Origin of the sequence: Rhizobium herbae (assembly GCF_017873135.1) — a bacterium.
Taxonomy (GTDB): Bacteria; Pseudomonadota; Alphaproteobacteria; order Rhizobiales; family Rhizobiaceae; genus Pararhizobium; species Pararhizobium herbae.
The window spans coordinates 399,023-421,174 of record NZ_JAGGJV010000001.1; the positions used below are offsets into that span (position 1 = coordinate 399,023).

At 60.2% G+C, this 22,152-nt stretch carries 22 protein-coding genes and 1 riboswitch; of the genes, 8 read left to right on the forward strand and 14 right to left on the reverse strand.

Annotated features, from left to right (window positions below; all coding sequences use genetic code 11):
- Positions 1–61 precede the first annotated feature (61 nt).
- The 3 genes from J2Z75_RS02085 (at position 62) to J2Z75_RS02095 (ending at position 1,045) form a co-directional block, all read left to right on the forward strand.
- A complete protein-coding gene (locus J2Z75_RS02085) occupies positions 62–211 on the forward strand; it encodes a hypothetical protein (RefSeq protein WP_209847006.1) in 150 nt (49 codons plus the stop codon).
- A gap of 45 nt (positions 212–256) precedes the next feature.
- Positions 257–535, forward strand: coding sequence for a hypothetical protein (locus J2Z75_RS02090; protein WP_209847009.1), 279 nt, complete (start codon positions 257–259; stop codon positions 533–535).
- Positions 536–709: 174 nt separating this feature from the next.
- Positions 710–1,045 carry a hypothetical protein gene (locus tag J2Z75_RS02095; RefSeq protein WP_209847012.1) on the forward strand — a complete coding sequence of 112 codons (336 nt, stop codon included), beginning with the start codon at positions 710–712 and terminating at the stop codon, positions 1,043–1,045.
- 100 nt (positions 1,046–1,145) lie between these two features.
- Here the strand turns inward: J2Z75_RS02095 and J2Z75_RS02100 are convergent, their stop codons facing one another.
- Both J2Z75_RS02100 and J2Z75_RS02105 read right to left on the reverse strand, forming a co-directional pair.
- Entirely contained in the window at positions 1,146–2,138 is a 993-nt protein-coding gene (locus J2Z75_RS02100) for a DUF1775 domain-containing protein (protein WP_209847015.1), read from the reverse strand.
- Positions 2,139–2,241: 103 nt separating this feature from the next.
- Positions 2,242–2,628: a DUF2946 family protein gene (locus J2Z75_RS02105; protein ID WP_209847017.1), complete on the reverse strand. Its 387-nt coding sequence runs from the start codon at positions 2,626–2,628 to the stop codon at positions 2,242–2,244.
- Positions 2,629–2,789: 161 nt separating this feature from the next.
- Positions 2,790–2,877: riboswitch (glycine riboswitch) on the forward strand.
- A gap of 142 nt (positions 2,878–3,019) precedes the next feature.
- Here J2Z75_RS02105 and gcvT point away from each other — a divergent pair.
- Genes gcvT through gcvP form a run of 3 tightly spaced genes read left to right on the forward strand, consistent with a single transcriptional unit; the run spans position 3,020 to position 7,401 of the window.
- The gene (gene gcvT, locus J2Z75_RS02110; RefSeq protein WP_209847020.1) at positions 3,020–4,159 is read left to right on the forward strand and encodes a glycine cleavage system aminomethyltransferase GcvT; all 1,140 of its coding nucleotides are present in this window, start codon (positions 3,020–3,022) and stop codon (positions 4,157–4,159) included.
- A 15-nt stretch (positions 4,160–4,174) separates the two neighbouring features.
- Positions 4,175–4,537, forward strand: coding sequence for a glycine cleavage system protein GcvH (gene gcvH, locus J2Z75_RS02115; protein WP_209847023.1), 363 nt, complete (start codon positions 4,175–4,177; stop codon positions 4,535–4,537).
- On the forward strand, positions 4,537–7,401 hold the full coding sequence (gene gcvP, locus J2Z75_RS02120; protein ID WP_209847025.1) for an aminomethyl-transferring glycine dehydrogenase: 2,865 nt from the start codon (positions 4,537–4,539) through the stop codon (positions 7,399–7,401). The genes gcvH and gcvP overlap by 1 nt, the downstream gene beginning before the upstream one ends.
- A 59-nt stretch (positions 7,402–7,460) precedes the next feature.
- Here the strand turns inward: gcvP and J2Z75_RS02125 are convergent, their stop codons facing one another.
- The 10 genes from J2Z75_RS02125 to J2Z75_RS02170 all read right to left on the reverse strand — a co-directional run bounded on the left by J2Z75_RS02125 (position 7,461) and on the right by J2Z75_RS02170 (position 17,291).
- Positions 7,461–7,886 (reverse strand): response regulator, encoded by a 426-nt coding sequence (locus J2Z75_RS02125; protein WP_209847028.1) that lies wholly within the window; start codon positions 7,884–7,886, stop codon positions 7,461–7,463.
- A 7-nt stretch (positions 7,887–7,893) separates the two neighbouring features.
- A complete protein-coding gene (locus J2Z75_RS02130; protein ID WP_209847031.1) occupies positions 7,894–9,774 on the reverse strand; it encodes a PAS domain S-box protein in 1,881 nt (626 codons plus the stop codon).
- Between the two features lie 124 nt (positions 9,775–9,898).
- Entirely contained in the window at positions 9,899–10,291 is a 393-nt protein-coding gene (gene sufA, locus J2Z75_RS02135; RefSeq protein ID WP_209847033.1) for a Fe-S cluster assembly scaffold SufA, read from the reverse strand.
- 90 nt (positions 10,292–10,381) lie between these two features.
- On the reverse strand, positions 10,382–10,762 hold the full coding sequence (locus tag J2Z75_RS02140; protein ID WP_209847036.1) for an SUF system Fe-S cluster assembly protein: 381 nt from the start codon (positions 10,760–10,762) through the stop codon (positions 10,382–10,384).
- Positions 10,763–10,773: 11 nt separating this feature from the next.
- The gene (locus J2Z75_RS02145; protein ID WP_209847039.1) at positions 10,774–12,015 is read right to left on the reverse strand and encodes a cysteine desulfurase; all 1,242 of its coding nucleotides are present in this window, start codon (positions 12,013–12,015) and stop codon (positions 10,774–10,776) included.
- Positions 12,016–12,027: 12 nt separating this feature from the next.
- Complete coding sequence (sufD, locus tag J2Z75_RS02150; protein ID WP_209847042.1) at positions 12,028–13,302, reverse strand: Fe-S cluster assembly protein SufD; 1,275 nt, start codon at positions 13,300–13,302, stop codon at positions 12,028–12,030.
- A 12-nt stretch (positions 13,303–13,314) separates the two neighbouring features.
- Positions 13,315–14,070 carry a Fe-S cluster assembly ATPase SufC gene (gene sufC / locus J2Z75_RS02155; protein WP_209847045.1) on the reverse strand — a complete coding sequence of 252 codons (756 nt, stop codon included), beginning with the start codon at positions 14,068–14,070 and terminating at the stop codon, positions 13,315–13,317.
- A gap of 76 nt (positions 14,071–14,146) precedes the next feature.
- On the reverse strand, positions 14,147–14,506 hold the full coding sequence (locus J2Z75_RS02160; protein WP_209847048.1) for an ADP-ribosylation/crystallin J1: 360 nt from the start codon (positions 14,504–14,506) through the stop codon (positions 14,147–14,149).
- Positions 14,507–14,508: 2 nt separating this feature from the next.
- Complete coding sequence (gene sufB / locus J2Z75_RS02165) at positions 14,509–15,978, reverse strand: Fe-S cluster assembly protein SufB (protein ID WP_209847051.1); 1,470 nt, start codon at positions 15,976–15,978, stop codon at positions 14,509–14,511.
- Between the two features lie 146 nt (positions 15,979–16,124).
- Positions 16,125–17,291, reverse strand: a complete 1,167-nt coding sequence (locus J2Z75_RS02170; RefSeq protein WP_209847054.1) for a cysteine desulfurase family protein — start codon at positions 17,289–17,291, stop codon at positions 16,125–16,127.
- Positions 17,292–17,516: 225 nt separating this feature from the next.
- On the opposite strand from J2Z75_RS02170, the gene J2Z75_RS02175 reads away from it, so the two are divergent.
- Positions 17,517–18,194 carry an alpha/beta hydrolase gene (locus J2Z75_RS02175; RefSeq protein ID WP_037159929.1) on the forward strand — a complete coding sequence of 226 codons (678 nt, stop codon included), beginning with the start codon at positions 17,517–17,519 and terminating at the stop codon, positions 18,192–18,194.
- 118 nt (positions 18,195–18,312) lie between these two features.
- Here J2Z75_RS02175 and J2Z75_RS02180 read toward each other — a convergent pair whose 3' ends face one another.
- Both J2Z75_RS02180 and J2Z75_RS02185 read right to left on the reverse strand, forming a co-directional pair.
- On the reverse strand, positions 18,313–19,506 hold the full coding sequence (locus J2Z75_RS02180) for a GGDEF domain-containing protein (RefSeq protein WP_209847057.1): 1,194 nt from the start codon (positions 19,504–19,506) through the stop codon (positions 18,313–18,315).
- A 104-nt stretch (positions 19,507–19,610) separates the two neighbouring features.
- Positions 19,611–20,765 (reverse strand): anhydro-N-acetylmuramic acid kinase, encoded by a 1,155-nt coding sequence (locus J2Z75_RS02185; RefSeq protein WP_209847060.1) that lies wholly within the window; start codon positions 20,763–20,765, stop codon positions 19,611–19,613.
- 131 nt (positions 20,766–20,896) lie between these two features.
- On the opposite strand from J2Z75_RS02185, the gene tyrS reads away from it, so the two are divergent.
- The gene (gene tyrS, locus J2Z75_RS02190) at positions 20,897–22,150 is read left to right on the forward strand and encodes a tyrosine--tRNA ligase (RefSeq protein ID WP_209847063.1); all 1,254 of its coding nucleotides are present in this window, start codon (positions 20,897–20,899) and stop codon (positions 22,148–22,150) included.
- Positions 22,151–22,152 lie beyond the last annotated feature (2 nt).

Genomic DNA, 22,152 nt, shown 5'->3' on the forward strand with positions numbered 1-22,152 from the left:
TATTTTCTCATGACAATCAGCGTCTTGCCGATTGCAGACACATCAAACGGAAGATCGACCAATGCAGCAGTTAGCCAGTTTCCAATCAGCAGGCAAGGACGCCCGCGCAACAACCGACCGGGCCAGCCTGTCTGGCGCCGTCATCCGCCTCGCCGCCGTTTTCTCACTTGCCGGCACCGTTCAGCTTCTGGCCGGTTGGCTTCTGCGCTGAGACGAGCGTCCGGCCCCCATCAACAACATGAAGGTTACAAGGATCATGGGCAGTAGATATCCCATACAACGCGCGCTTTCGACAACGCCGCGCTTCACCGTCGGCCGGGATCACCATGGCTGGTGGGTCGTGCACGATCGGCTCGGCCGCGTCGGCGGACTGTTTGCCAACGAAGCGGCGGCGCTGCATTTTGCCGGCGAGGAAAGCAATCACGACGCCCGCGCGGTCTGCCGCGCCCCCACCGGCAAATGTGTCGAACTCGACGGGCTGTCGACAACTGGCGCCGCGACGACAGAGAGGCCCCCTTTGCGGCGTTATGCCTGAAGCCTTTGGGAGCGCCCGCTTTCCCCGGGCGAACGCGCTCCCCTTTTTCCTTCGAAAGATCGATAAGATTTGTCTTAAATGCCAGTGCTCGATTTCACCGGGATGAAACAGCGGCCGGGTTAAAGAGGATCGATTGCCACATCAGAAGGAGCGCCCGTTAAGGGCAGATCGTCAATGACCCTCGTCGTTACCATGTCAGCCACGACAGCGGCTTACGCGGCGCAAGCCGTGAAGCCGTCCGCACGCGTGAGCGGCGACGGCCCGACCGACGAGGCGATCACTTTGCTTTCTGCTCGGCCAAAGGACGATGCGGCCAACACGCATGCCGCGATCGCGGCCCTTCGCAGTCCGACATCGCTGTCACTGATGCTGATGAGTTCCAACGGCCGCCTGCCGCAGGGCACCCGTGGCGAAGCGGTACGCCGCTACATGGAATTCGAGCCGGATGAGCCGGAATCCGATGACAGCGACGAAGCCTTGCACCAGGACGACGAAACGGCCGGCGACTGATACGAAGTCTCCATCTCTGCTTTGCGAAACAGCCTGCGCCACAAGATGATGGCGGCCCGGTTTGCCGCGCCGCCATCCGTCCGGTAAAACTCGGTGAAAATCAATTGTGCTTGTGCGCACCGCCGGCCGCGTTGCCGACGGGAAGCGTGTAGTCGACCTTGCCGGCCTTTTCGAAGGTCAGCGTTACCGGAATGCTGTCACCCTCGGCGAACGGCTTCTTCACATCCATGAACATCAGGTGCAGGCCACCGCTTTCAAGTTTGACGGTTTCGCCGGCCGGAACGGCAATGCCGCCGTCCAGCTTGCGCATCTTCATCACGTCGTTCTGCATGGTCATCTCGTGCAGCTCGACGCGGCCTGCAGCCGGGCTTTCGACGGATACCAGCGTATCCTCTTCGCTGCCGTCGTTCTTGACCACGAAGCCGCCGCCGCCGACCTTGGCGCCGGGCAGCATCGCCTTCACCGCGCCGCCGGAAATCTCCAGCGAACCGGCTTTGACCGGCGCGTCGGCCATTCCCGCCATGCCGGTCATTCCGGCCATATCATCATGGTGATGTCCACCAGCCTGCGCCGGCGTCACGGTGATCGTCGGAGCGGGATGCTCCAGCGCATGGGCGCTCTGGCCTTCGGCGGCGATCTGGTCCCAGACGACCTTGTCCGAAGCGCCGCAGAGCTGCGTCACCGGAAAGGCAAGCTGCGTCTCCTTATCGAAGCCGGAGATTTTGCCGTTGATGACGAAGGTGTCGTAATAGTCGTCGGACAGGTTGCCGTTCTTCCAGCGGATTTCGAGCGGGCCGGAAGTGACGGCCTTGCCGTGATTGTCGTAGCTCTTGCGGTAGTCGCCCTTGATGATCTCAAGCTCCCAGCCGGCTTTCGGCTGCGGCTTGGCGAAGACGAAACCCTCCGGCAGCTTCACCTGAACTTCGGTGGTTGCCTTGCCGTCGCAGCCATGGGGGATCTGCAGCACGGCGTTAAAGCTGCTTTCCGAGGCAACCTCGTCCTGCTCGAAGGACGCATGCGCATGAGCGGTAGCGGCAGTGCCAAGCGAAAGTGCAAGTGCAAGTGCAAGAAATGTCGTTCTGGTCGTTGTCATAATCTGTCTCCGGACCGGTCTGGCCACCGTGGGCAGGACGGTCAACGCCGTATCAGGCGGCTGAATACTCTGGATAATCTGGAAAATCGCCGAGGCGAAGACGTCAGAGCGAGAGCGGAGGTGCGCGCGATTGCGGCAGGGTGCGTGGCTGCGAGATGAAAAGCGGGTGAAAATCAGGCTTGGCCGAAACGAACGCCGCCAAGCGGATGACAAGATAGCTTTCACCGGGTGGCGTCGGCAGAAGCACGGACGCGGCCAGCCGGCAATAGTCACAGACCGGAGCCAGGCCTTCGTGCGAGGAGCCATGGCCATCGACACCATCCAGCCCGAAGCAGATATCGATCGATCCATCCGGCAGCATATACTGCGCTGCCATCGCCGGGGTGATCTGACGGGCGAAGGCGGGCTGGTGGGCAAACGACAGGAATAGGAGCGCAAGCGCTGAAAGCACCCGCACCGCACCCTGCATATGTCGCCCGGCCTTGGCCATCAATGATCTCCGTCTTGGAGAATTGCGTTATCCTCTCGATGGGAAAAAAGCAAAGGCAGATTTGCCGCATCCAGGCAGAGACGTAAAACAGCCACGACAAAAATCTGTTCGGGCGCGACATTTTGCGCTTGCCAAGCTGCTGGCATCGCCGTTATCTGAAATCGATCTTGTTGGGAGAATCCGGGTGACACCGGTGCCGAAGGAGCAACCGCCCCGGAAACTCTCAGGCCAAAGGACCAGCAAGGTGCCGGTAGGACTCTGGAGAGAAGCATTTCCGCTCGCCGAAGGGATAACAATCTCAGGCAAAGGGACAGAGGGGGCTCGAGGAAACGACGCACGAAATGCGCCGTGGAGATGAGCCGGCGCGTTGCGCCAGACCTGGAGGCCGGACTTGGACGATCATTCCCCTTTGAAACAGACGCCGCTGCATGCGCTGCACGTGTCGCTCGGCGCCCGCATGGTGCCGTTTGCCGGCTACGACATGCCGGTACAATATCCGGCCGGCGTCATGAAGGAGCATCTCCAAACCCGCTCCGCCGCCGGGCTGTTCGACGTCTCCCATATGGGGCAGATCATCCTTCGCCCCAAATCAGGAAAGATAGAGGACGCAGCGCTTGCACTCGAAAAGCTGGTGCCAGTTGATGTACTCGGGCTTGCCGAGGGGCGCCAGCGCTACGGGCTTTTCACCAATGACAAGGGCGGCATTCTCGACGACCTGATGATCGCCAATCGCGGTGACCACCTCTTTCTCGTCGTCAACGCCTCCTGCAAGGACGAGGACTTCGCTCACCTGCAAAAGCATCTCGGCGAGACCTGCGAGCTGTCTCTGCTCGACGACCGCGCGCTGATTGCTCTGCAGGGGCCGCGTGCCGAGTGCGTGCTCGCCGAACTCTGGGCCGATATCGCCACCATGCGTTTCATGGATGTCGCCGAGGCCGACCTGCATGACGTGCCCTGCATCATTTCGCGCTCGGGCTACACCGGCGAAGACGGTTTTGAAATCTCCATTCCCTCAGCATCGGCAGAAGATGTCACGCGCCGCATCCTCGAGCATCCCGATGTGATGCCGATCGGCCTTGGTGCACGCGACTCGCTGCGTCTCGAAGCGGGACTGTGTCTCTACGGAAACGACATCGATACAACCACGACGCCGGTCGAGGCAGGCCTGGAATGGGCGATGCAGACGGCTCGCCGGGCGGGTGGCGCGCGCGAAGGCGGCTTCCCCGGCGCGGACACTATCCTGCGCCAGTTTGCCGGCGGCGCCGGCCGCCGCCGCGTCGGGCTGAAGCCGGAAGGCAAGGCCCCGGTTCGCGGCGGAGCGCCGCTCTTTGCCGATGCCGAGGGCAAGGTGCCGGTCGGCACCGTCACCTCCGGCGGTTTCGGCCCGAGCGCCGACCATCCCGTCGCCATGGGCTATGTCGATATTGCCCACACTGCCAATGGTACCCAGGTTTTCGCGGAAGTGCGCGGCAAATATCTGCCCGTCACTGTCGCCGCCCTGCCCTTCATCACCCCCACCTACAAACGCTGATCTGGAGCTGAACCCATGCTGAAATTTACCGATGAACATGAATGGCTGAAAATCGAGGGTGACGTCGCAACGGTCGGCATTACCGCGCATGCCGCCGAACAGCTCGGCGATCTGGTCTTCGTGGAACTTCCGGAAACCGGTGCTGCCCTCGACAAGGGCGCAACCGCTGCCACCGTTGAATCCGTCAAGGCGGCTTCCGATGTCTATTGTCCGCTGGATGGCGAGATTGTCGAGACCAATCAGGCGATCGTCGACGATCCGTCGCTGGTCAACAGCGATCCGCAAGGGGCTGGCTGGTTCTTCAAGCTGAAGCTCTCTGATCCGTCCGCCGTCAACGCGCTGCTGGATGAGGCCGCCTACAAGGAGCTGATCGCCTGATGAGCATGCCGAAAGACTTCACCTTCACCGACTACAAGCCCTATGATTTCGCCAACCGGCGGCATATCGGCCCCTCGCCCGACGAGATGACCGATATGCTCAAGGTCATCGGCTATGACAGCCTGGATGCGATGATCGACGACACGGTTCCGCCGTCGATCCGCCAGAAATCCCCGCTCGCCTGGGGCGCTGCGATGACCGAGCGCGAAGCGCTCGACAAGATGCGCGAAACGGCCAACCGCAACAAAAAACTCGTGTCGCTGATCGGCCAGGGTTATTACGGCACGATCACGCCGCCGGTCATCCAGCGCAACATTCTCGAAAACCCGGCCTGGTACACGGCCTATACGCCCTATCAGCCGGAAATCAGCCAGGGCCGTCTCGAAGCCTTGCTCAACTACCAGACGATGGTCTGCGACCTGACCGGTCTCGACGTCGCCAACGCCTCGCTGCTCGACGAAGCGACCGCCGCCGCCGAAGCGATGGCCATGGCCGAGCGCGTTGCAAAGTCGAAGGCAAAAGCCTTCTTCGTCGATGAGAATTGCCATCCGCAGACGATCGCGCTGCTCAAGACCCGTGCCGAGCCGCTGGGCTGGTCGATCGTCATCGGCAACCCTTTCACCGATCTCGATCCGGTCGATGTCTTCGGGGCGATCTTCCAGTATCCCGGCACCTATGGCCATGTTCATGATTTCACCGGCCTGATCGCGCGGCTGCACCAGACGGGTGCCATCGCCACGGTCGCTGCCGATCCCTTAGCACTGGCGCTCCTGAAGTCCCCCGGCGAAATGGGCGCCGATATCGCCATTGGCTGCACGCAGCGCTTCGGCGTTCCCGTCGGTTACGGCGGTCCGCACGCGGCCTACATGGCCGTCAAGGACACCTACAAGCGCTCGATGCCCGGCCGTCTCGTCGGCGTCTCCGTCGATAGCCGCGGCAACCGGGCCTACCGCCTGTCGCTCCAGACGCGCGAGCAGCATATCCGCCGCGAAAAGGCGACGTCGAACATCTGCACCGCGCAGGTGCTGCTCGCCGTCATGGCGTCGATGTATGCAGTCTTTCATGGCCCCAAGGGCATCAAGGCGATTGCCCAGAGCGTTCACCAGAAGGCGGTTCTGCTTGCACTCGGCCTCGAAAAGCTCGGCTATACGGTCGAGCCGGACGTGTTCTTCGACACGATCACCGTCGATGTCGGCAAGCTTCAGGGCATCATCCTGAAGACGGCGGTTGCCGAAGAGGTCAACCTGCGCCGGATCGGCACCACGAAGATCGGCATCAGCCTCGACGAGCGCTCGCGGCCGGTGACGCTCGAAGCCGTCTGGCGGGCCTTCGGCGGCGATTTCACGGTCGAGGACTTCGAGGCCGGCTATCGGTTGCCGGAATCCCTGCTGCGCACCAGCGAATACCTGACGCATCCGATCTTCCACATGAACCGGGCGGAAAGCGAAATGACCCGCTATATCCGCCGGCTGTCGGACAGGGATCTGGCGCTCGACCGCTCGATGATCCCGCTCGGCTCCTGCACGATGAAGCTGAATGCGACAGCCGAAATGCTGCCGATCACCTGGCCGGAATTCTCGGAAATCCATCCCTTCGTCCCTGCCGATCAGGCCGAAGGCTATCGCCACATGATCACCGATCTCAGCCAGAAACTCTGCCAGATCACAGGTTATGACGCGGTATCGATGCAGCCGAACTCAGGAGCGCAGGGCGAATATGCCGGGCTTCTGACGATCCGTGCCTATCACCTCGCCAATGGCGACGACCATCGCGACGTCTGCCTGATTCCGACCTCGGCGCACGGCACCAATCCTGCCTCGGCCCAGATGGCCGGCATGAAGGTCGTCGTCGTCAAGGTCAGCGACAATGGCGACATCGATATGGACGATTTCCGCGCAAAAGCAGAGCAGTATGGGGAAAACCTCTCGTGCTGCATGATCACCTATCCGTCGACACATGGCGTCTTCGAGGAGAACGTGCGCGAGGTCTGCGACATCGTCCATAAGCATGGCGGCCAGGTCTATCTCGACGGCGCCAACATGAACGCCATGGTCGGCCTTGCCCGCCCCGGCGACATCGGCTCCGACGTCAGCCATCTCAACCTGCACAAGACCTTCTGCATTCCCCACGGCGGCGGCGGCCCGGGCATGGGTCCGATCGGCGTCAAGGCGCATCTGGCCCCTTACCTGCCCGGACATCCGGAAACCGATGGTGGCGAAGGTGCCGTGTCGGCTGCTCCCTTCGGCTCGGCTTCCATCCTGCCGATCTCCTGGAGCTACTGCCTGATGATGGGCGGCGAAGGCCTGACGCAGGCGACCAAGGTGGCGATCCTCAACGCCAACTATATCGCCGCGCGACTGAGGGGCGCTTATGACGTGCTCTACAAGTCGGCCAAGGGTCGCGTCGCGCATGAGTGCATCGTCGATACCCGTCCGCTGGTCGAAAGTGCCGGGGTTACCGTCGACGACGTCGCCAAGCGTCTGATCGATTGCGGCTTCCACGCCCCGACCATGAGCTGGCCGGTCGCCGGCACGCTGATGATCGAGCCGACGGAATCCGAAACCAAGGCCGAACTCGACCGCTTCTGCGAAGCGATGCTGGCGATCCGCGCCGAGGCGCAGGCGATCGAGGACGGCAAGATGGACCGGGTGAACAATCCGCTGAAGAACGCCCCGCATACGGTCGAAGACCTCGTCGGCGAATGGGACCGCCCCTATTCGCGCGAACAGGCCTGCTACCCGCCGGGCGCCTTCCGCGTCGACAAGTACTGGTCGCCGGTCAACCGCGTCGACAATGTCTATGGCGACCGCAACCTCGTCTGCACCTGCCCGCCGCTGGAAGACTATGCCGAGGCGGCGGAGTAGCTGATAACCGAAAGGGGCGCATCGGGCGCCCCTTCTTCGTTCGTGCAATACGATGTGAACTACAGCGGCCTTCGTGTATGCGGGTGAACCGCGACATCGACCCAGAAACGCGTGAAGCCCTCCGCAAACGTCCTGTAGCCGCTGACTGACGATGGTTTCAGCGTATAGGCGTTCGCGCCGCAGGCATAGGACGTATAGACGTCGCTCGGATTCATCGATGAGGTCAGCATGATGACGGGAAGAACCGCCGTCTTTTCGTTCGTGCGGATGCGCTTCAGCAATTCCATGCCGTTTGTTCCGGGCATGTTGATATCGAGCAGGACATAGTCGAACGGCTCCCGCGAAAGCCGGCGGGCAGCGACATCGCCATCCGTGACATGGGTGATTTCCAGCTCACCGCCAAGATCGGAAAAGGCGCGCATGACAAAATGGGCGTCAATCAGATCGTCATCGACGACGAGCAGCTTTTTGATCCGAGTTCCCACGTGCGTCTTACTTTCCGCCGGATTGTCTCATGTCCGGAAAAACCAGCATGAAACGTGCACCCTCCGTGAATGTCGTGTCAAGCTCGATGGAGCCGTTGTGGCTCTCGGCTATCCGTTTTGCCAACGCCAGTCCAATACCGGTGCCCTGATAGACCGTTTCATCCCTGTGCAGCCGCTGGAAGACATCGAAAATCTTCTTTGAAAACCGCGGATCGATACCGATGCCGTTGTCCTGGAAATAAAACCGGATGGAGCCCTCCTCTTTCTCGGCGTAAATCCTGATGATCGGTTTTACATCGTCTCTGCGGTACTTGACGGCGTTGCCGATCAGATTCTGGCAAAGGCGCTTGAGCAATTCGGGATCGCCTCTCACCTGCGGCAAAGGCGAGAGTTCGATGCTGGCCTCGGCTTCGCGAATGAAACTGTCGAGATTGAGGATCGCATCGGAAATCACATCGGTCATCGATACTGTCTGCCAATGGCTGATCTGATCGGCGATCTGGGCATAGTCCAGCAGGCTGTCGATCAGCTGGTCCATCCGCCGTGCGCTCTGGCGCAGATGTTTGGCATAGAGTGGAAGCTCTTCCAGATTGCCACTGGCCACATCCTCGCCGATCATTTCGGAAAACATCGACATATGGCGCAGCGGCGCCTTCAAGTCATGGGAGACGGTGCCGGTGAACTGGTTGAGCGCCTCGTTCTTGCGCTGCAACTCGGCGCTTTGCTGGGCAATCCGTGCCTGTTGCCGCTTCAACTCCGTGATGTCGCGTCCGACGGTGATATATTCGACCAGTTTCCGTCCGTCGAAGACTGCCATGTTCGACCAGAAAATCCAGAAATCGCTGCCATCGGCAAGTTGCTGGCGCTGTTCGCGCGTGACGATAGGTTCATCCGGCGACAGATTTGCAAGGACAAGGGACAGCGGCGCGCGGTCGCGTTCCGGAACGAAATCCAGGAGCGGCCTGCCGATCAGTTCGTCGGACGTCAGGCCCGTGAACTGGGCATATCGCTCGTTGACGAAAATGTAGGTTAAGTCCTTGGAAACGCGGGTGATGAAGTCAGGGATATTCTGGACCAGCGTATAATATTCCAGCCGCTGCCGGTCGCGCGCGCGTTCGGCTTCCTTCAGTTCGGTGACGTCGATACGCAGCACAACGGTGTTGCCGTCCGTGGCCTTCAGATTCTCGACCTGCAGCCACCGTCCGTCGGCATAGGGGAACACCTGTGCCTTGCCGCTCGGATTGCGAAAATCCGCTATCCGGCTTTCGATCCACGCCTTGGCATCCGGCGAGCCGACCGGAATGAACGGGTAGTTGCCGGCTTCATAGACCGCGACAAGGATTTCCTCCGCGGTCATACCGATATGGAGACCAGCACCAGCCGCGCCCAGGATCCGTCGATAGGCTTCATTGAAGACGAGAAGTTTCTCGTCCTTGTCGAAAATCGCAAATCCTTCCGGGATCGCCTGTACGGCTGCATTGAGCATGTCGACAGTTTTCTTGCGCTCCCTGTCGAGCGCCAGAATATCCGAGATATCGTGCACGACACCGATAAAGCCCAGCATTGTTCCGTCGTCGCCTATGACCTGGGTCGACCGCAGCCGTGCCGAAAACGCCGAACCGTCCTTGCGGGCAAACAGATAGATACCATCGGAGACAGGTTCGCCAGGTGCCCTGCTTGCCCCCTTGTTCATGCATGCTTCGTAGTCCTGCTGCGATCCGTAGAGTATCCGCGCCGGACGATCGGCGATTTCACTCAGAGAATAGCCGAACTGTTTCAATGTCGATTGATTGGCGGCACGGATGATCTTGTCGGAATCCACGATGATCACAGGGTCGGGGAAACTGTCGTACAGAGCCTGGATGAAATGTTTCTGCGCAATCGGCATCGCGTTACTCGATCCATGCCCCGGCCGCGTTTGTCAGCAGAACATAAAAACAGAAAAAGAGACTGGCGCAAACCAATCTCTTTCCAGATCCGGGATATTCGACCGCGCTTTCGCGCCAAGACGCTTAGCCGGCTCGAACGACCGCATCGCCCTTTGCTGCAAGCGCAGCCAGATCGGCGGGCTTCAATTCGACGGATTCGCCGCAGCCGCAGGCCGACGTCTGGTTCGGATTATTGAAGGTGAAGCCGGAGCGCAGCGTCGTGATTTCGAAGTCCATCCGGGTTCCGAGCAGGTAGAGTACGGCTTCGGGGGCAACCCAGACCTTGGCACCCTGATGCTCGACCAGGTCATCCTTGGGGTTGGCCGCAGTGACGAGATCGATGGCATATTCCATGCCGGCGCATCCGCCCTTCTTGATCCCGACGCGAATACCCTCGGCCGCGCCGCCGGCATTCTCGACGATCGCCTTGACGCGGCCCGCCGCCGCATCGCTCAAACTCATGACTGCAAAGCCCATCGGCCATTTCTCCTTATGCGATCAGGTTCAAGGCCTGATGCTTTCCGAGTCTTGAATGTAATGCGTGGCGGTTAAGGGATCAATACGCGATCAGTACCAGCCGACGGCGACCTGCGCCTCTTCCGACATGCGATCCGGCGTCCACGGCGGATCGAAGGTCATCGACACTTCGACGCCCGATACACCCTCAACGGCGCTGACTGCGTTCTCCACCCAGCCCGGCATCTCGCCGGCCACCGGGCAGCCGGGCGCCGTCAGCGTCATGGCGATCTTGACCATGCGGTCGTCTTCGATGTCGATCTTGTAGATCAGCCCGAGTTCGAAGATATCGGCCGGAATTTCCGGGTCGTACACCGTCTTCAGCGCGGAAATGACGTCGTCGCTGAGGCGTGCCAGTTCGTCGGCCGGGATTGCGGAATGAACGATCCCTTCGCGGACGTCGATCTTGTCTTCGGTCGTATCAAGGCTCATCGGACTATTCCTTACGCGAAGAATTTGCGGGCTTGGTCGAGTGCATCCACCAGCACGTCCACCTCGGCCCGCGTATTATAGAGGCCAAAGGATGCACGGCATGTGGAGGTGACGCCGAAGCGTTTCAAGAGCGGCTGGGCGCAATGCGTGCCGGCCCTGACCGCCACCCCTGCCCGGTCGATCACCATCGACACGTCATGGGCATGGATTCCTTCGAGCTCGAAGGAGAAGATACCACCTTTGCCCGGCGCCGTCCCGATGACGCGCAGGGAATTGACGGAGGACAGGCGGTCGTGCGCGTAGGCTGCCAGATCGGCCTCGTGGGCGGCGATCGCGGCCCGGCCGATATTGTTCATATAATCCAGCGCATAGCCGAGGCCGATCGCCTGGACGATCGGCGGCGTTCCGGCTTCGAAACGGTGCGGCGGGTCGTTGTAGGTGACGTTATCCTCAGTCACCTCCACGATCATCTCGCCGCCACCCATGAAGGGCCGCATTTCCTTCAGCCGATCCATCTTGCCATAAAGCACGCCGATGCCGGAGGGGCCGTAGAGCTTGTGGCCGGTCATGACATACCAGTCGCAATCAATATCCTGGACATCGACCGGCATATGGACGGCGGCCTGGCTGCCATCGATCAGCACCGGAATGCCGCGCTCATGGGCAATGCGGCAGATTTCCTTGACCGGAACGACAGTGCCCAGTGCATTCGACATATGGGTAACGGCGACAAGCTTGGTCCTGTCCGTCAGGCATTTGACGAAATCGTCGATGTGAAACACACCCTGATCGTCGACCGGCGCCCAGACCAGCTTGGCACCCTGGCGTTCGCGGATGAAATGCCACGGCACGATATTGGAATGATGCTCCATGATCGACACGACAATCTCGTCGCCATCGCCGATCTTGGGCATGCCGTAACCGTAGGCGACCGTGTTGATCGACTCGGTCGAGGACTTGGTGAAGATGATGTTGTCGACCGATGGTGCGTTCAGGAACCTGCGGACCTTTTCGCGCGCACCCTCATAGGCGTCCGTCGCGGCATTCGACAAGAAATGCAGGCCGCGATGGACGTTGGCATATTCGTTGGAATAGGCATGGGCAACGGCGTCGATGACCACCTGCGGCTTCTGCGCCGAGGCGCCGTTGTCGAGATAGACCAGCGGCTTGCCGTAGACGGTCCGTGACAGGATCGGAAAATCCCTGCGGATCGCTTCGACGTCGTAGGCCGGAACCGGCACCGTGTGTTCCATGTCGTGATCCAATCAGGCGTGCTTTTCGAGCCAGGCGGCGATGATCGCTTCCAGCGTTTCGATCAGGCTTTCGTCTTCGAGTTCCTCGACAATCTCGTCGACAAAAGCATTGACCAGCATGGCGCGCGCCTTGTTTTCCGGAATGCCGCGGGCACGCAGGTAGTAGAGATGCGTCGGGTTGATGTCGATGACGGTTGCGCCATGGCCGCACTGGACGTCGTCGGCAAAGATCTCAAGCTCCGGCTTTGCCGAGAAATCGGCGTCGTCGGACAGAAGCAACGTGTTGCACGCCATCTTCGCGTCGGTTTTCTGCGCACCGGGAGCAACGCGGATCTGGCCCTGGAACACGCCCTTGGCACGATCGAACAGCACGTTGCGAATGACCTCCGTCGAGGTCGTGTTCGGAACGTCATGACCGAGCGTGAAGGTGACGTCGGTATGCGTTTCGCCGCCGAGCAGGTTGATGCCGCGCAGCTTGAAATCCGCACCTTCACCCGTCGTCACGCCATGGACTTCCTGGCGCACCAGCTTGCCGCCGGCATTGATGACGAACAGCCTGAGCTTGGCATTCGTGCCGAGGTCGAAATTGACCTGGGCAAGATGACTGTCGCTTACGCCCTGCTGCTGCAGGATGATCCAGGTGATGTCTGCCCCGTCGTCGAGGATAAGGTCGCTGACGACCGTAACCAGGCTTGCGGCATCGCTCACCGAAAGATGGCGTTCGATCACCGTGGCCTTGGTATTGGCGCCGAAAGTGACCGGGAAGCGCGAATGGCTCTGGCCGGCGCTCTGCACAAGTTGCAGTTCCATCGGCTGTTCAAGCTCGGTGCCTTCCGGGACCTCGATCTCGAAACCATCCCGCACAAAACTGCCGTTGATGCGGCCGATCGCGTCTTCCGGATCACGCTCGATGAGGTCTGCGGCGGCAACGCCGTCGAGCAGGCTTTCACGGTAGGTCCGCACGTTGACGCCGACCGGAGCGCCCTTGGCGTCGGCCTTGCCGTTGAGGACGGTCAGGACGGACGAGCCGGCGACCAGCGGATCGACCTTTTCGGCAAACGCCGTCGAATCAAAGGCTGGGACAGCACGGAGCAGTGCGCGCAGGTCGGTATAGTGCCAGGATTCGACCCGGCGTGTCGGCAGGCCCTGCTTCTTCAGGTCGGCCAGCAGCGTGTCGCGGGCCGACAGCACGGCGCCTTCGCCGGGCAGCTCGCCGATCTCCGCATTATAGGCATCGACGAGGGCCGTTTCAGCGGCTGTCATCGTGATCGCCGTTTGCATGTTCATCCCCATCACTCCTCAGGCCGCCGCATCGATGATGTCGGCATAACCATTGGCTTCAAGATCGAGCGCCAGAGACTTGTCGCCTGATTTGATGACCTGGCCCTTGTAGAGAACATGGACAGTATCCGGAACGATATATTCCAGCAGGCGCTGGTAATGGGTGATGACGATCACGGCGCGATCCGGCGACCGCAGCGCATTGACGCCGTCGGCAACGATCTTCAGCGCATCGATATCGAGACCGGAGTCGGTTTCATCGAGGATGCAGAGCTTCGGCTCGAGCAACGCCATCTGCAGGATTTCGGCGCGCTTCTTTTCGCCGCCGGAGAATCCGACATTGAGCGGACGCTTGAGCATATCTGGGTTGATCTGCAACCGGGCGGCAGCTTCCTTGACGCGGCGGATGAAATCCGGTGTCGAAAGCTCGTCTTCGCCGCGGAACTTCCGCTGCTCGTTGAGCGCCACCTTGAGGAACTGCATGGTGGCGACACCCGGGATTTCGACCGGGTACTGGAAGGCCAGGAAGATACCCTTGGCGGCGCGCTCAGACGGGTCGAGTTCGAGAATGCTCTCGCCGTTGTAGAGAATGTCGCCTTCGGTGACTTCGTAATCGCTGCGGCCCGACAGGATATAGGACAGCGTCGACTTGCCGGAGCCGTTCGGCCCCATGATGGCAGCCACTTCGCCGGCTTTCACGGTCAGGTTCAGACCACGGATGATCTCAGTGCCGTCTTCGGCGATGCGGGCATGGAGGTTCTTGATTTCAAGCATGTAAATCTTCCTAGCGTATCGGCTCGAATATGCGGGCGAGCCTTTCAAACGTGGCCTCTCGGCCTGCTTTATTTTTTCAATCCGAAGGCAGGAACTGCTGGGTTACCGCAATCGATCCAACGATATTGCGATTAAACTCTTCCAGTTCCTCCGCCGGCACCCAAAGCTCTTCGTGTTCGCGACCGCCAACAATCTTTCGATCGAATTTGGCGGCATATTCGGCATTCACTTCGAACCGCGTCACATAACCATGCCGGGATCCTGTTTTTGTATTCCAGTCCCGAGCAATCTGCGCCGCATAACCTTCATTCGTGACCGGATAGAAAATCGGCTGATCCGGCAAACGTGGCGGGAAAGCTTTCCAACCAGCAGTTTCTATCAGCTCAAGTTCCTCCAACCCCACAGGTCGAAACAGAACAATCGTTGCAACTGACATCGTTAGCCCACGCTACCTTCCAGCGAAATCCCGATCAGCTTCTGCGCTTCGACCGCGAATTCCATCGGCAGTTCCTGGATGACTTCCTTGACGAAGCCGTTGACGATCAGCGCGATCGCGGCCTCGGTCGGGATGCCGCGCTGCAGGCAGTAGAACAGCTGGTCTTCGGAAATCTTCGACGTCGTCGCTTCATGCTCGAACTGGGCCGAAGAGTTGCGCGCCTCGATATAGGGCACGGTATGGGCGCCGCACTTGTCGCCGATCAGCAGGCTGTCGCACTGGGTAAAGTTGCGGGCGTTCTCGGCCTTGCGGTGGGTCGACACCTGGCCGCGATAGGTGTTCTGCGAAACGCCGGCCGCAATACCCTTGGAGACGATGCGGCTCGACGTGTTCTTGCCGAGATGGATCATCTTGGTGCCGCTGTCGATCTGCTGGTGACCGTTCGAGACAGCGATCGAATAGAATTCGCCGCGCGAACCGTCGCCGCGCAGGATGCAGGACGGGTATTTCCAGGTGATCGCCGAACCGGTTTCGACCTGCGTCCACGAAATCTTCGAGTTCTTGCCACGGCAATCGCCACGCTTGGTGACGAAGTTGTAGATGCCGCCCTTGCCGTTCTTGTCGCCGGGATACCAGTTCTGGACGGTCGAATACTTGATCTCGGCATCGTCCAGAGCCACCAGTTCGACGACGGCTGCATGCAGCTGGTTTTCGTCGCGCTGCGGCGCCGTGCAGCCTTCGAGATAGGAGACGTAGGCGCTGTCTTCGGCGATGATCAGCGTGCGCTCGAACTGGCCGGTGCCCTTTTCGTTGATACGGAAATAGGTCGACAGTTCCATCGGGCAGCGAACGCCCTTCGGCACGAACACGAAAGAGCCGTCGGTAAAGACCGCCGAGTTCAGCGTCGCATAATAGTTGTCGGTCGTCGGAACGACGGTCCCGAGATATTTCTTCACCAGATCCGGATGCTCGCGGATGGCTTCCGAGATCGACATGAAGATCACGCCGGCCTTTTTCAGCTCTTCCTTGAACGTCGTCACGACCGAGACGGAATCGAACACGGCATCGACGGCGATCCGCGACGTCTTCACGCCGGCCAGTATTTCCTGCTCGCGCAGGGGAATGCCGAGCTTTTCATAGACCTTCAGAAGCTCCGGATCGACATCGTCGATCGAGGTCGGGCCGGGCGTGCTCTTCGGCGCGGCGTAGAAGGAGATCTCGTTGAAATCGATCTTGGGATAATTGACGCGCGCCCAGGTCGGCTCCTCCAGCGTCAGCCAGCGCCGATACGCTTCCAGACGCCATTCGAGCATCCAGTCCGGCTCGTTCTTCTTTGCCGAAATGAAGCGGATGATCTCTTCGGACAGGCCCTTGGGGGCCTTGTCCATTTCGATCGTCGTCTCAAACCCGTATTTGTACTGGTCCACATCGATCAGGGCGACCTGATCGATTGTTTCCTGCACAGCAGCCATGTCGTTCTCCAATCTCGCCGGATACAAGGTCCGGCAGCTTGTCGTCACGATACAATGTTCGTTGTACCGCCTATGTAATGGGCTTAAGGGGCATTTTCACCCCGTTTGCCAAGCGGAAAATTCAATTTCCGCAAATTTATTCTCGCTCAGGCCGCAGTCCCCGAAAGCCTGCGCCGCGCCGCGATCTTCGCAAAGACGTCCGCGCAGCGATCGATCTCGGCTTGCGTCGTCGATGGACCGATCGAAATGCGCAAGGCGCCATGCCGGGGATCATGCCCCATCGCCGACAGAACGTAGCTCTGGCCGACCTTGCCGGACGAGCAGGCCGAGCCCGCCGAAAGCGCCACCCCCTCCAGATCGAAGGCGATCTGGCCTGTCTCGGATTTGAGGCCTGGCAGCGTGAAGAAGCATGTATTGCCGATACGATTACCGTCGCGGCCATGGATGATGACATCGGGTGCCGCCGCGATCATCGTTGTCTCCAGCCGGTCGCGCAGCGCAGAAACGGCAGTCATCCGGCTTTCAAGGCCTTCAGCAGAGATCCGCGCCGCAGCGCCAAAACCGGCAATCGCCGCAGGGTTTTCCGTGCCCGAACGATGGCCCTTCTCCTGGCCGCCGCCACGGATCAGCGCCGACGGCATCAGGATCTCGCCGCGCGATACAAGAGCTCCGGCTCCCTTGGGCCCGCCGATCTTGTGCGACGAGACGATCACGAAATCCGCGCCGAGGTCTTCGATCGACAATGGCAACCGACCGGCAGCCTGCACCGCATCGACGACGAGGATACCGCCCGCGGCCTTGACGAGGCGCGAGACCTCGGCAATCGGCTGGACGATGCCCGTCTCGTTGTTGGCGAACATGACGGCGACCATCGGCAGGCCGGATTGGCGGTCATGGGCGGCCAGTGCCGCTTCGAGGGCCGCAAGGTCGATGGTACCGGCGGACGTCACGGCGATTTCGCTGATGTCGTCCTTGCCGAACCGCCCGCCCTCGCGAACGGCCGGATGCTCGATCGCGGAAATATAGAGGTGGCCGATCGTCAGCGGCGTCTTGCCCATGCGGAAATGTGGTGTCAGCACCCAATTGGCCGCTTCCGTCGCACCGCTGGTAAACGTCACGCTTGCCGGTTGGGCGCCGCAAAGAACCGCGACATCCCGTCTGGCATTTTCGAGCAGCATCCGGATTTTTCGGCCTTCGCCGTGAACGGACGAGGGATTACCCGCAAGGTCGAGCGCGGACAGGCATGCCTCACGCGCTGCAGGCAGCAGCGGCGCGGTGGCGTTCCAATCCATATAGGTGCGCTCTTCTTTCATAGTCCCTTGCCAAAGAATGCCCGGTTGCCATGTTAAAGGCAGCGGCCGGTGCATTTTTCTTGAAATTTTCGCGTCGCTTGCCGTAAGAGACGACACTCACCACGGAAAGACCGTGTTAAAGTTTTGAATGGTTCTAAACTGCGTTTTAAAAAAGCTGAGTGCTTTCGTCAAGACAGCTGGAGCTTTTGAATCGGTTTTTGTCCCATAAACATGCCCGGAGAGCCAATGCCCGAAATTATCTTCAACGGACCGGCCGGTCGCCTCGAAGGCCGTTACCAGCCGTCCAAGCAGAAGAACGCCCCGATTGCCATCGTCCTGCATCCGCATCCGCAATTCGGCGGCACGATGAACAACCAGATCGTCTACCAGCTATTCTACATGTTCCAGAAGCGCGGCTTCACAACGCTGCGCTTCAATTTCCGCTCGATCGGCCGCAGCCAGGGCGAATTCGACCACGGTGCCGGTGAACTTTCGGACGCCGCCTCGGCGCTCGACTGGGTGCAGAGCATGCATCCGGATTCCAAGAGCTGCTGGGTCGCCGGCTATTCGTTCGGCTCCTGGATCGGCATGCAGCTTCTGATGCGCCGCCCGGAGATTGAGGGCTTCATGTCGATCGCTCCGCAGCCGAATACCTATGACTTCTCGTTCCTGGCCCCCTGCCCTTCGTCCGGCCTGATCATCAACGGCGATCTCGACAAGGTGGCGCCGGAAAAAGATGTCAACACGCTGGTCGACAAGCTGAAGGCCCAGAAGGGTATTCTGATCACCCACAAGACCGTGCCGGGTGCCAACCACTTCTTCAACGGCCAGGTCGATACGCTGATGGCCGAATGCGAGGATTACCTCGACCGGCGCCTGAACGGTGAACTGACGCCGGAACCGGCGGCAAAGCGCATCCGCTGACATCTTCTGGAAAGGGCTGGAAACCCCAGCCCTGTACATTGCCAGCCTTGTACATTGAAAGGCCGGAGCATCTATTATGATGTTCCGGCCTTCTTCGTATCTTGCGCATGCATGAGTGTCAGGCCTGCGCCTGCCACTCTTCCAGGTTTGCCGCAGCCGCGCGGCCCGTCCGGTTCACCCGGTTGCGCCCGCTCTTCTTGGCGTCATACAGCGCTGCGTCTGCGCCGTTTATGGCATCCACGATCGGATCCCCGGCCGCATCAAGCGCACAGACGCCAAAACTCGCCGTCAGGCGGACCGCGTCCGGCAAACCCTCAAATGCCAGCGCCGAAAAACTGTTGCGCAGGCCCTGCGCGAAAAGATATCCGGTCGTCTCGCCGGTCGATGGCAGGAAGACCGCAAACTCCTCGCCGCCGAAACGCGCGCAGATCGCCTCCGGCGGGGCATGTTCCCTGAGCATCCGGCCGAGCGACATGATGACCTGATCGCCGGCGGCATGTCCGTAAGTGTCGTTGACGGCCTTGAAATGATCGAGGTCGCAGAGAACGACGCAATGCGGGTAGGCCGACATCGGACGAGCAAGCACCTGTTTCACCCGCTCGTTGAAACCACGCCGGTTGAAGAGCCCCGAGAGCGGATCGATTTCGGAATTTGCCTTGGCATCGTCCATGATCTCGACGACGATGACGGCAAGCAGCGTCAATCCCGTCGAGACGACGAGGACGGCGCTCAGGCTTTGCGAAACCAGCGCATAGACGCTGGAAAGATAGGATTGAGCCGTGCTGCCCCCGCTGAATTTGACCGAGAAATAGATCTTGCTGACAAAATTCGCGGCGGTGAGCAGCAGCAATCCAATCAGGATTCGGTCCGCCGTCTCGCGGCGCCCGGATTGGTAGATCGCGGCCGCACAGATCAGCTCCGCGATGGCAAACGGCAGCTGGTAGCCGAGCGAATGGTAGAACGTCCCCCTTGGCAGATCGTAGATCATCAGGTTGAGGGTCAGTGAAGCGCCAAGAAACCCCGTCATCACCATGACATTTGACGGAACGGCATACAGGCGGCCAAGCCCGACGCGAATCATCAAAAGCGCGGAGAGGACGGAGCTGAACGCCCCGAAGCTCGCAAGTCGGTCGAAATCGGCGTAACGGATGACGACTTCGAAGATAGCCGAAAGCGATGCGACTGCGAACGCGGCGGCAAACCAGCGTCCTGCGGCGGGAATGCGGCTACGTCTGGAGATGACGAGGAAGAACACGCAGAAAAGCTGCGCTATCAAGAAGTTGACCGTCAGTAGAAAAAGCGCGCCGTTCATCTATATGCCCGTTTCGGGCACGCGCATTTCGCGCCCCGTCTTCTCTGCCTGCCGAGAGCATCGCAGAATCACCCGAATGCTATCCATTTCCGACAAAAGAAACGTTAATCCGGGTTCGAACGCGTAGCCCCGCCGGGCGTATTGAGGACGCCGCCTGTGACCGGTTCCGTCACACCTGTCGTGCCGGGAAAAGTCAGGGGCAGCCCTTCGACGGAGCGGACGGCGAGATAGCCCCATGCCTCTGCTTCCATGGCGTCGCCATTCAGCCCTGCCTCCTCGGCCGCAATGACCGTCGCCTCGTCAGCGAAGGCAAGCTCAGCGAGATCGCGCATGATGATCCGGTTCAGGCGGCCGCCGCCGCAGACAACATAGATGCCCGCCCGTTCGGGCAGATGCCCGGACGATTTTAAGATGGCCGCCGCGGTGACATAGGCAAGCGTCCGCGCGCCGTCTTCAAGGCTTGCGTCGCCCCCCGTCGGTGGCGAAAAATCATTGCGGTCGAGGGAGCGGCGCCTGGTTCCGGTAAAGAACGGGTTTGACAGATACCGGTCCGCCAGATCGGCAAGAACCCGCCCTTCGCTGGCGATCATGCCGCCCTGGTCATAGGGAATACCCGCATGTGCCTCGACCCATTGGTCGATCAACGTGTTTCCCGGTCCGCTGTCATAGGCGACGATCCGGCCATCCGTACCGACAAATGTCAGATTGGAAATGCCGCCGATATTGACGAACACCACAGGTCGCTTCGAATGGAGATGCGCAGGCAAGCCGGCGGCGAGGGCCGCGTGGTAGACCGGAATCAGCGGCGCACCCTGCCCGCCATGCACCATGTCGTTGGCACGCATGTCGTGGACGACGGCGATGCCGGTTTCGTGCGCAAGCAGAGCGCCGTCACCGAGTTGGACGGTCAAGGCCGCATCCGGACGGTGCAGGACCGTCTGCCCGTGAAAGCCGATCACATCAATGTCTGCGGGTTGCAGATTGTTTTCGTTCAGGAAATTTCGAACGGCGTCCGCATGACGCAACGTCAGTTCGTTTTCGACAGCGGCAAGAGTGCCCGGCCGCTGGTCGCGGCGGGTGATGGACGTGGCGTCTTCCAGCGCCTGTTTCAGGCGAGTGCGGAACTTTGCGTCATAGGCAATCCCCTGTGCAGGGCCACGCTCGACCGTGTCGCGGCCGTCGGTTCGAACGAGCGCGATATCGATGCCATCCATGCTCGTGCCGCTCATCAGTCCGATCGCCGTCTTCATTTCCGCCATGCCAAACTCAACTCCTCAGCAAACATTCCCGACGCAAACAGGTGCACTTTTCGAGAAACAGTGCTAAACGCCGCGCAAATATCCAGCAAGCGCTCATTCAGATCCAAACAGCCCACCGAAAGAGACAGGTCATGTCCGAGTTCAAGTCCGATTTCCTTCACATCCTCCAAGAACGCGGCTTCATCCACCAGACGTCCGACAATGCCGGACTGGATGCACTGTTCAACAAGGAAACCGTGACGGCCTATGTCGGCTATGACGCAACAGCCACCAGCCTGCACATCGGCAATCTCATCTCGGCAACGATGCTGTATTGGCTGCAGGAAACAGGCCACCGGCCGATTGCCTTGATGGGCGGCGGCACCTCCATGGTCGGCGACCCCTCGTTTCGCGACGAGCAGCGCAAATTGCTTACGCCCGAGGCTATCGACGTCAATATCGAAGGTATCAAGCGTATCTTCTCGCGTATCCTGCGTTTCGGCGACGGACCGAGCGATGCCTTCATCGTCAACAATGCAGAATGGCTTCTGAAGCTGAACTATGTCGAATTCCTGCGCGATGTGGGACGGCATTTCTCCGTCAACCGCATGCTGAGCTTCGATAGCGTCAAGCTTCGATTGGACCGAGAACAGTCGCTGTCGTTCCTCGAGTTCAACTACATGATCATGCAGGGCTACGACTTCGTCGAATTGAACCGCCGTCATGGCTGCCTTCTTCAAATGGGCGGGTCCGATCAATGGGGTAACATCATCAACGGAGTCGATCTCGGTCACCGGATGGGTACACCGCAATTGTATGCGCTGACGACCCCGCTACTCACGACCTCGTCGGGCGCCAAAATGGGCAAATCGGCAACAGGGGCAGTCTGGTTGAATGAGGATGTCTTCAGCCCCTACGATTTCTGGCAATACTGGCGTAACACCGAAGACGCCGATGTTGGCCGCTTCCTGAAGATTTTCACACGGCTGCCGATGGACGAAATCGCCCGTCTGGTGGCGCTTGGCGGTTCGGAAATCAACGAAGCAAAAAAAATCCTTGCAACCGAAGCAACGGCCATCGTTCACGGCCGCGAAGCAGCGGAACGTTCGGCCGAAACTGCAAAGCAGACCTTCGAAGAAGGCGCCCTTGCAGCCAACTTGCCATCCATCGATGTGCCGGCGGCGGAGCTTCAAGCCGGTATCGGCGTTCTCGCGCTGTTCGTGCGAGCCGGTCTGGCGGAATCCAACGGCAAGGTGCGCCAGTTCCTGAAGGACGGCGCGGTCCGCGTCAACGACACGGTCGTCAGCGATGACCGGCAGCTGATCGGCACCGGCGATATCACAGCGGATGGAGTCATCAAGCTGTCGCTCGGCAAGAAGAAGCACATTCTCGTGCGGCCGGCCTGATC